The organism is Castellaniella sp., assembly GCF_034007085.1.
Lineage (GTDB): Bacteria > Pseudomonadota > Gammaproteobacteria > Burkholderiales > Burkholderiaceae_B > Castellaniella.
In genome coordinates, this window is the sequence record NZ_JAVERO010000103.1 from 1 (window position 1) to 8,041 (window position 8,041).

General features: G+C 64.9%; 8 protein-coding genes and 2 pseudogenes. 5 read left to right on the forward strand and 5 right to left on the reverse strand.

Annotated elements, in window-relative coordinates:
- From RBR29_RS09100 to RBR29_RS09110, 3 genes and pseudogenes are all read left to right on the forward strand, one after another.
- A pseudogene (locus RBR29_RS09100) lies at positions 1-467 on the forward strand (TraI domain-containing protein); the annotation flags it as partial.
- Positions 458-664 (forward strand): annotated as a pseudogene (locus RBR29_RS09105) (ATP-binding protein); the annotation flags it as partial. The pseudogenes RBR29_RS09100 and RBR29_RS09105, both read left to right, overlap by 10 nt.
- Positions 665-750: 86 nt before the next feature.
- Positions 751-1,059, forward strand: a complete 309-nt coding sequence (locus RBR29_RS09110; protein ID WP_320348743.1) for a type II toxin-antitoxin system RelE/ParE family toxin — start codon at positions 751-753, stop codon at positions 1,057-1,059.
- A 117-nt stretch (positions 1,060-1,176) separates the two neighbouring features.
- Here RBR29_RS09110 and RBR29_RS09115 read toward each other — a convergent pair whose 3' ends face one another.
- The 5 genes from RBR29_RS09115 to soxR all read right to left on the reverse strand — a co-directional run bounded on the left by RBR29_RS09115 (position 1,177) and on the right by soxR (position 5,679).
- Positions 1,177-1,779 carry an ATP-dependent Clp protease proteolytic subunit gene (locus tag RBR29_RS09115; RefSeq protein WP_320348744.1) on the reverse strand — a complete coding sequence of 201 codons (603 nt, stop codon included), beginning with the start codon at positions 1,777-1,779 and terminating at the stop codon, positions 1,177-1,179.
- A gap of 161 nt (positions 1,780-1,940) precedes the next feature.
- Positions 1,941-2,135 carry a heavy-metal-associated domain-containing protein gene (locus RBR29_RS09120; protein ID WP_210568536.1) on the reverse strand — a complete coding sequence of 65 codons (195 nt, stop codon included), beginning with the start codon at positions 2,133-2,135 and terminating at the stop codon, positions 1,941-1,943.
- Between the two features lie 59 nt (positions 2,136-2,194).
- Positions 2,195-2,623: a Cu(I)-responsive transcriptional regulator gene (gene cueR / locus RBR29_RS09125; RefSeq protein ID WP_320348745.1), complete on the reverse strand. Its 429-nt coding sequence runs from the start codon at positions 2,621-2,623 to the stop codon at positions 2,195-2,197.
- 15 nt (positions 2,624-2,638) lie between these two features.
- Positions 2,639-5,134 carry a heavy metal translocating P-type ATPase gene (locus RBR29_RS09130; protein ID WP_320348747.1) on the reverse strand — a complete coding sequence of 832 codons (2,496 nt, stop codon included), beginning with the start codon at positions 5,132-5,134 and terminating at the stop codon, positions 2,639-2,641.
- Between the two features lie 83 nt (positions 5,135-5,217).
- Positions 5,218-5,679, reverse strand: coding sequence for a redox-sensitive transcriptional activator SoxR (gene soxR / locus RBR29_RS09135; protein WP_320348749.1), 462 nt, complete (start codon positions 5,677-5,679; stop codon positions 5,218-5,220).
- Positions 5,680-5,818: 139 nt separating this feature from the next.
- On the opposite strand from soxR, the gene RBR29_RS09140 reads away from it, so the two are divergent.
- Together RBR29_RS09140 and RBR29_RS09145 are read left to right on the forward strand one after the other, a co-directional pair.
- Complete coding sequence (locus RBR29_RS09140; RefSeq protein ID WP_320348750.1) at positions 5,819-7,027, forward strand: efflux RND transporter periplasmic adaptor subunit; 1,209 nt, start codon at positions 5,819-5,821, stop codon at positions 7,025-7,027.
- On the forward strand, positions 7,024-8,041 hold a 1,018-nt coding region (locus RBR29_RS09145; protein WP_320348751.1), incomplete at its 3' end, for an efflux RND transporter permease subunit. The genes RBR29_RS09140 and RBR29_RS09145, both read left to right, overlap by 4 nt.

The window sequence follows — 8,041 nt, forward strand, 5'->3', positions numbered from 1 at the left end:
ACATTTGGCAGAGAACCTCGCTGTCTCGCCGTCAGTTCGCCACGCTGTACCTAGCGCCATTGCACCGCTATGCCGAGCTGGTCCAGGCTTTCCCGGCATCCGAAGCGCATCACCACGCCTACCCAGGCGGCATGCTCGACCACGGCCTGGAAATCGTCGCCTACGCGCTCAAGCTGCGGCAGTCCCATCTGCTTCCCATCGGCGCCAGCCCCGAAGACCAGGCAGCGCAAGCCGAAGCCTGGACCGCCGCCGTCGCCTATGCCGCACTGCTGCACGACATCGGTAAGATCGCCGTCGATCTGCACATCGAACTGGTCGACGGCAGCATCTGGCACCCGTGGCACGGCCCGCTGCACCAGCCATACCGCTTCCGCTACCGCGATGATCGCGAGTATCGGCTCCACAGCGCCGCGACAGGCTTGCTCTACCGGCAACTGCTCGACCGCGAAATCCTGGACTGGCTCAGCGCTACGAGCACACCAGCATCATCGTCACCAGCAATCTACCCTTCAGCCAGTGGTCCTCGTGCTTCGCAGAAGATCAGACGCTGACCGCCGCCTTGCTCGACCGCCTGCTGCACCACGCCCATATCGTACAGATCGCCGGGGAAAGCTACTGGCTCAAGGACAAGCGTAAGGCTGGGAATATCAAGATCAGGAACTAGGTTTTTGGACGCCGGGGTGGGTCAGGTTTACTCCGACGATTCCGATGAAAGTGGGTCAGTTTTCAGCCGACGTTGACAGCTAGTTTATGGCGAAGTCAAAAACCCCTTATAGCGTCATCTGGCGACCGATTGCCGAAACCGATTTGGACAGCATCATTGACTATATCGCCCAGGACAGCCCCGCCCGCGCCAAGAAGTTTGGTCAGGAGCTACGCGTCAAGACAAAGCCGCTTGCCGAGTTCCCCAATGTGGGTCGCATAGGGCGCCCTGGCTTACCTGATTGGTTGCGAGAGCTGGTGGTCCACAAAGACCACATCATTTTTTATCGGGTGCTGGATGAATCCCGCAGCGTTGAAATTTTGCGAGCGAAACACGCGGCGCAACAAATGCCGTGAAATCAATCCCAGCACGCCAACGCCGGTTGTCCCAGAAGGGCAGGCAGCGCGATGCTGTGGCGCTGGTGCCCGCCATGCTGCTGGTGGTGCGCGTGGTCAAGCGCTCGCGTGGTTGCTTCATGCGGCCGCGAGTTCTTCGCGGCGCTGGATGATGCGCGACACGAGCCCGTAGGAAACCGCTTCCTCGGCCGGCATCCACAGATCGCGCTCGATGTCCTGCATCACGCGGTCCAGGGGCTGGCCGGTCTCGCGCGCGATGACCTGGGCAATGCGTTCCCGGGCCTTGATGATCTCCCTGGCCTGGATGGCAATATCGCTGGCGGGGCCACCGGCGCCACCGCTGGGCTGGTGGATCAGGAATCGGGTCTGCGGCAAGCAGAAACGCCGCTCGCGGGGCGCGCCCAGGTAGAGATGGGTGGCCGCGCTGCCGACCCATCCCGTGCCCACCATGTTGACGGGCGAGGAAACGAAGCGCACGACATCATGGATCGCATCGCCCGATTCCAGGTGGCCGCCCGGCGAAGATACGATCATGGTGATCGGTGCGCTGGATTCTGCGTCCAGCGCCAGGAGCTTGCGGACGGTTTCCGAGGCCAGCGTATCTGTCACGGTGCCGAACACGAGCACCATCCGTGCGCGAAAGGCTTTTTCTTCCAGAAAGGGGCTGGCGCCGCCTGGCTGGGCTGCGGGTGGCGAGGACTCGGTTTGGCAGGTGAACATGAATAGAGGCTCCGGAGATTTCAGCGATGGTATTGAAGACGCGCGCATCCTGGGGTGCACACGCCACCACAGGATAAAACCTAAGGTTAACTTCAGGTCAAGCGCAGTGATAGTCAGCCCGGGCAAGGCGGCCTTTGCCCGGGCCGGCAGCCCGCTCGCGTTCAGTGCTCACGCGGGGGAAAGCCCGCTTCACGCAGCGCGGCGGCGATTTGGGCTTCGGATGCCGTGGTCTGCACCTGGACCGTGCGGTTTGGCGGATCGGCGATGACGCTGGCGGCGGGGTCGATCCCCTGGATCACCTTGGTCACCGTGCGGGCGCAACCGCCGCAGGTCATGTCATCGAGATGGAATTGCATGAAAAACTCCTTTTGGGGTCGAAATATCGGTCAGTGTGGGGCTTGACATGATGGCAAGGTCAAGGGGACTGTCGGCGTTCAGGGGCAGCGCAGCCATGGCCGGATCGTTCCAGGGAATCCAGGATCGGGCAGTCGGGGCGCTCGTCGCCGGCGCATTGGCCGACCAGGGTCCGGAGCGTGCCGGCCAATTGCCGCATATTGTCGATACGCCGGTCCAGTTCGGCGATGTGCGCCTCGGCCAGGCGCTTGACATCGGCGCTCTGGCGCGATTGGTCGTTCCAGAGGTTCAGCAGATCGCCGATCTCGGCCACTGAAAATCCCAGGTCACGGGCGCGGCTGATGAAGCGCAGCCGGTGGACATCGGTCTGGGCATAGCTGCGATAGCCGGATTCGGTCCGCGCCGCGGGCGGGATGAGTCCGATCTGCTCGTAGTAGCGGATCATCTTGGCGGACACATTCGAGGCCCTGGATGCTTCGCCGATGTTCATGACGGTTCTCCTGGTTCAGGCGGTGGGATGGGGCGCTGTGGCCATCGGCGGCTGGAAATGGCGCAGGCGCAGCGCATTGCCGAGCACGAACACGCTGGACATGGCCATGGCGCCAGCGGCGAAGATCGGCGAAAGCAGCACGCCCCAGCCAGGATACAACGCCCCGGCGGCCACCGGGATCAGTGCCGTGTTGTAGGCAAAGGCCCAGAACAGATTCTGGCGGATATTGCCCAGCGTGGCCTTGGACAGTGCGATGGCGTTGGGCACGCCCTGCAGATTGCCGGACATCAGCACCACATCGGCCGATTCCACGGCCACGTCGGTACCGGTGCCGATGGCCAGGCCCACATCCGCTTCGGCCAGTGCCGGGGCGTCGTTGATGCCGTCGCCCACGAAGGCGATCTGGCCATGCGCTGCCTTCAGCCGGCGCACGGCATCCACCTTGCCGGCAGGCAGCACTTCGGCCACCACGTCGTCGATGCCCAGCTGCCGGGCGATGGCCTGGGCGGTGCGGGCGTTGTCGCCGGTGATCATGGCGACCTTCAGGCCGAGCTGGTGCAGGGCCGCGATGGCGGCGGGCGAACTGGGCTTGATCGGGTCGGCCACCGCGATGATGGCGGCCAGGCGGCCGTCGATGGCGGCGTACAGCGGCGACTTGCCTTCATTGCCCAGGCGCTCGGCGGTGTCGGCAAAGCCGCTCACATCCAGGCCCAATTCGCGCATGTAGCGGTCGGCGCCCACCTCGATGCGGGCGCCGTCCACCTGGGCGCGCACGCCCATGCCCGTGACCGATTCGAAGTCCGTCATGGCGGCAGGCACGATGCCTTGCGCTGCGGCGGATTCGACGATGGCGCGGGCGATGGGGTGCTCCGAGCGTGACTCCACCGCCGCGACTTTGGCCAGCACATCGGCGCGCTCGAATCCGGTGGCGATCTCCAGATCGGTCAGGGCGGGCTTGCCTTCGGTCAGGGTGCCGGTCTTGTCCACGGCCACCACCCGGGCGTCCTTGAGCAATTGCAGGGCTTCGCCCTTGCGGAACAACACACCCAGTTCGGCGCCCCGGCCGGTGCCGACCATGATCGAGGTCGGGGTGGCCAGCCCCATGGCGCAGGGGCAGGCGATGATCAGCACCGCCACCGCGTTGACCAGCGCGAACGTCAGTGCCGGCGCGGGGCCGAACACCAACCAGGTCAGGAAAGTCAGCAGGGCCGCCAGCATGACGGCAGGCACGAACCACAGGGTCACCTTGTCCACCACGGCCTGGATCGGCAGTTTGGAACCCTGGGCCTGTTCGACCAGGCGGATGATCTGCGCGAGCATGGTCTGTGCGCCCACCGCAGTGGCGCGCAGCGTCAGCGCACCTTTTTGGTTGACGGTGCCGCCCACCACGGTGCTGCCTGCGGCCTTTTCAACGGGGATTGGTTCGCCGGTGATCATGGATTCGTCCACGAAGCTGCGGCCTCCGGTCACTTCGCCATCGACCGGCACCCGTTCGCCCGGGCGGACGTCCACGACATCGCCCATGACCACGTCAGCGATCGGGATGTCCATACTGCGTCCGTCGCGCTGCACATGCGCCAGCTTGGCCTGCAGGCCCACCAGCCGTTGGATGGCCTCGGACGTGCGGCCCTTGGCGCGCGCTTCCAGATAGCGGCCCAGCAGGATCAGCGCGACGATGACGGCGGCTGCCTCGTAATAGACGTTGACCGTGCCGGACGGCAGCAGGCCGGGGGCGAAGGTGGCGACCACCGAGTAGCCGAACGCGGCGGCCGTACCGACGGCAACCAGCGAATTCATGTCTGGCGCCATCCGCGCCAGCGCCGGGAACCCTTTGGTGTAGAAGCGTCGGCCTGGGATGGCCAGCACCAGCAGCGTCAGCACGAATTGTGCATACCAGCTTTCCTGCATACCGATCGTGTTGGCAACCCATGCGTGCATGCCGGGAATCAGGTGCGAACCCATTTCCAGCACGAAGACCGGCAGCGCCAGTGCGGTGGCCAGGATCAGGTCGCGCTTGAGCGCGGCACGCTCGGCATCCTTTTTTTCGGCGGCTTCGTCCCCGGCTTGCGCGCCAGTATCGATCGGGCGGGCTTCGTAGCCGATTTTTTCAATGGCCGCGATCAGATCCTGTGCGGCGGCCGTGCCGCGCACGGTGGCGCGTTCGGTGGCCAGGTTGACCGAGGCCTCGGTGACGCCGGGCACCGCCCTGAGTGCTTTTTCGACGCGGCCCACGCAGGATGCGCAGGTCATGCCAGAAACTGCCAGTTCGATGGCGCCGGTGGCGACGGTGTAGCCGACTTTCTCGACCGCCTGGACCAGTGCCTGGTGATCGACCTGCCCTGTGGCATGGATCTCGGCCCGCTCGGTGGCGAGATTGACGGATACGCTGCTCACGCCCTCGACCTTGGCCAGAGCGGCCTCGACCCGGCCGACGCAGCTGGCGCAGCTCATGCCCTCGATGGGCAGGCGGATTGTGGCGGTTGGCGTGCCGCCAGGGTTTGGCATGTTCATGGTGGATTTCCCATCGTTGGCATTCAAGATGGGATCAGCGTAAAGCTTACCATCATGGGAAGGTCAAGCCTGGACGCTCGTTCTCAAGCCCGTTCCAGGATGCGCGGTCCGGGTCCCTGCTCTCCGAGCGCGTCCTGGGGATTGCGCAGGGGGCACTCGTCCAGCGACAGACAGCCACAGCCGATGCAACTGTCCAGTTCGTCGCGCAGCCGGGTCAGCCGGGTGATGCGTTCATCCAGGTTGGCGCGCCAGTGCGAAGACAGTTCCCGCCATTGTGCCGCCGTGAGCTTGCTGCCCGGGGGATAGCGGCCCAGTGCTTCTTTGATTTCTTCCAGCGGGATGCCGGTGCGCTGGGCCACCTTGATCACGGCGATGTAGCGCAGCACGACCGACGTGAACCGGCGCTGGTTGCCGGCATTGCGCGTGCTGGCGATCAGCCCTTTGGATTCATAGAAATGGATGGTGGACACTGGCACGCCTGCGCGTTTGGCCACTTCGCCTACGGTGAGCAGTCGCGAGAAATCGATCGGTTTCCTGGGAATCATGGCTTGACCTGAGCTTTACTTGAGGTTTTATAGTCCGTCGTGTCATGTCTGGCAAGACCCTGAGGGGTTGCCAGTCTTTTCAGGGATCCATCGGCCTCGCGGGGATGTCGCGCGGCCGTTTCTATGAGCGCGGACGTGCATGCAAAACATGGTTGACAAGACGCTGGACTATTGCGGGCCGATGCAGTGGCGGCCAGATGCTGTTGGTGGGCAGGGCAATCGCTCGTGGCCTGGTGCAGTCAGGGCGGCCCGATCTTGCTTTCTGGTTCTGGCCGCTGTCTGCGCCATCGGTCTGGCAGGGTGTTCCTCCGGCGCGGATGGCGCAGGCGCCTGGCCAGTCACCAAGGTGGCCCTGGCCCCGGTCGAGCGTGCGCCGGCGCCGCGTGCGCTGCAGGGGGTTGGAGAACTGGAGGCTGTGCGGCAGGTGGAACTGGCCTCGGAGGCCGCGGGGCGCGTCACGCGCATCGCATTCACCTCCGGGCAGCGGGTGCGGCAAGGCGATCTGCTGGTGCAGCTCAATGATGCGCCCGAGCAGGCCGAGCGCTTGCGGCTGCGTGCGCAACTGCGCAATGCCCAGACCGTGCTGGCGCGCACGCGCCGGCTGATCGCCGACCGGGTGGCCACGCAAGAACAGCTCGATCATGCCCAGGCTGCGCACGACATGGCGCAGGGTGAACTGCGCCGGATCGAGGCAGTCATCGCGCAGAAGGCGATCCGCGCACCTTTTACAGGCACGATCGGCATTCGCCGGGTGCATGAGGGGCAATACCTGAATGCGGGCGAAGCGATCGCCAGCCTGGTCGATGCGCAGACCCTCAAGGTCAATTTCTCGCTGGATGAACGGGCCGCTGCGTGGGTGCAGCCGGGTCAACAGGTCGAACTCCGGGCCGATGCGTGGCCAGACCGGCGGTTCGAGGCGCAGGTGGCGGCCATCGATCCATTGATCGGCCCGTCGCGCATGTTGCAGGTGCAGGCCAGCCTGCCCAATGCGGACGGCCTGCTGCAGGCCGGCATGTTCGCCAATGTGCGTGTGTTGCGAGCGCAGCCCACGCTCGTGCTGGCGGTGCCGGAAACGGCAGTGACCTACACCGCCTATGGTCAGACCGTGTTCGTGGCCGAAGCCGGTGAGCAGCAGGGGTTGCGTGTGCGCCGCGTCGCCGTGCAGACGGGCGAACGCTGGGATGGCCGGGTGGAAATCGCTGCCGGCCTGAAGGCCGGCGAACAGGTGGTGGTGTCCGGCCAGATCAAGTTGAGCGATGGCATGGTGGTCGAACCGATGGCGCATGATGCGCTGCGCGAGGATGCCATTTCGCCCGCTGCTGAAACCGCGCAGGAGCAGGTGTCATGAGATTCACCGATGTCTTTGTGCGCCGTCCGGTGCTGGCGCTGGTGGTCAGCTGCCTGCTCGTGCTGCTGGGCCTGTTCGCGCTGGGAAAGTTGCCGATTCGGCAATACCCGACGCTGGAAACGTCCACCATCACGGTCAGTACCGAATATCCGGGCGCCTCGGCCGAACTGATGCAGGGCTTCGTGACCCAGCCGATCGCGCAGGCCGTGTCCTCGGTCGAGGGCATTGATTACTTGTCCTCATCGTCGTCACAGGGGCGCAGCCTGGTCACGCTGCGCATGGAACTGAACCGTGATTCGACCCAGGCCCTGACCGAGACCATGGCCAAGGTCAATCAGGTGCGCTATCGCTTGCCCGAGCGCGCCTACGATCCGGTGATCGAACTGTCGGCCGGCGATTCGACGGCGGTAGCCTATGTGGGTTTTTCCACTGGCAGTCTGACTACGCCTGAACTGACCGACTACCTGTCGCGTGTGGTCGAGCCCTTGTTTTCCGGTATTGACGGCGTGGCCAAGGTGCAGGTGGATGGCGGGCAGAAGCTGGCGATGCGGGTGTGGCTGGATGCCGAGCGCCTGGCCGGACGCGGACTGACGGCCACGGATGTGGCCGACGCCATTCGCCGCAACAATGTCCAGGCTGCGCCGGGGCAGGTGCGCGGGCAGTACGTGATTGCCAATGTGCGGGTCAATTCCGACTTGACGAGCGTGAACGAGTTCCGTGATCTGGTCATCCGCCACGATGGCAACGGCCTGGTGCGTCTGCGCGACGTGGGCACGGTGGAACTGGGCGCTGCTGCGACGCAGACCAGTGGCCGGATGGACGGTGAACCGGCGGTCTATTTGTCGCTGTTCCCGACGCCCAAGGGCAATCCGCTGGTGATCGTGGACGGGATCCGCCGGCTGCTGCCGGACATCGAAAAGACGCTGCCGCCGGGCGTGAAGGTTGCCCTGACCTACGAACGGGCGCGCTTCATCGATGCGTCCATCCAGGAAGTGGTCAAGACGCTGGTCGAGG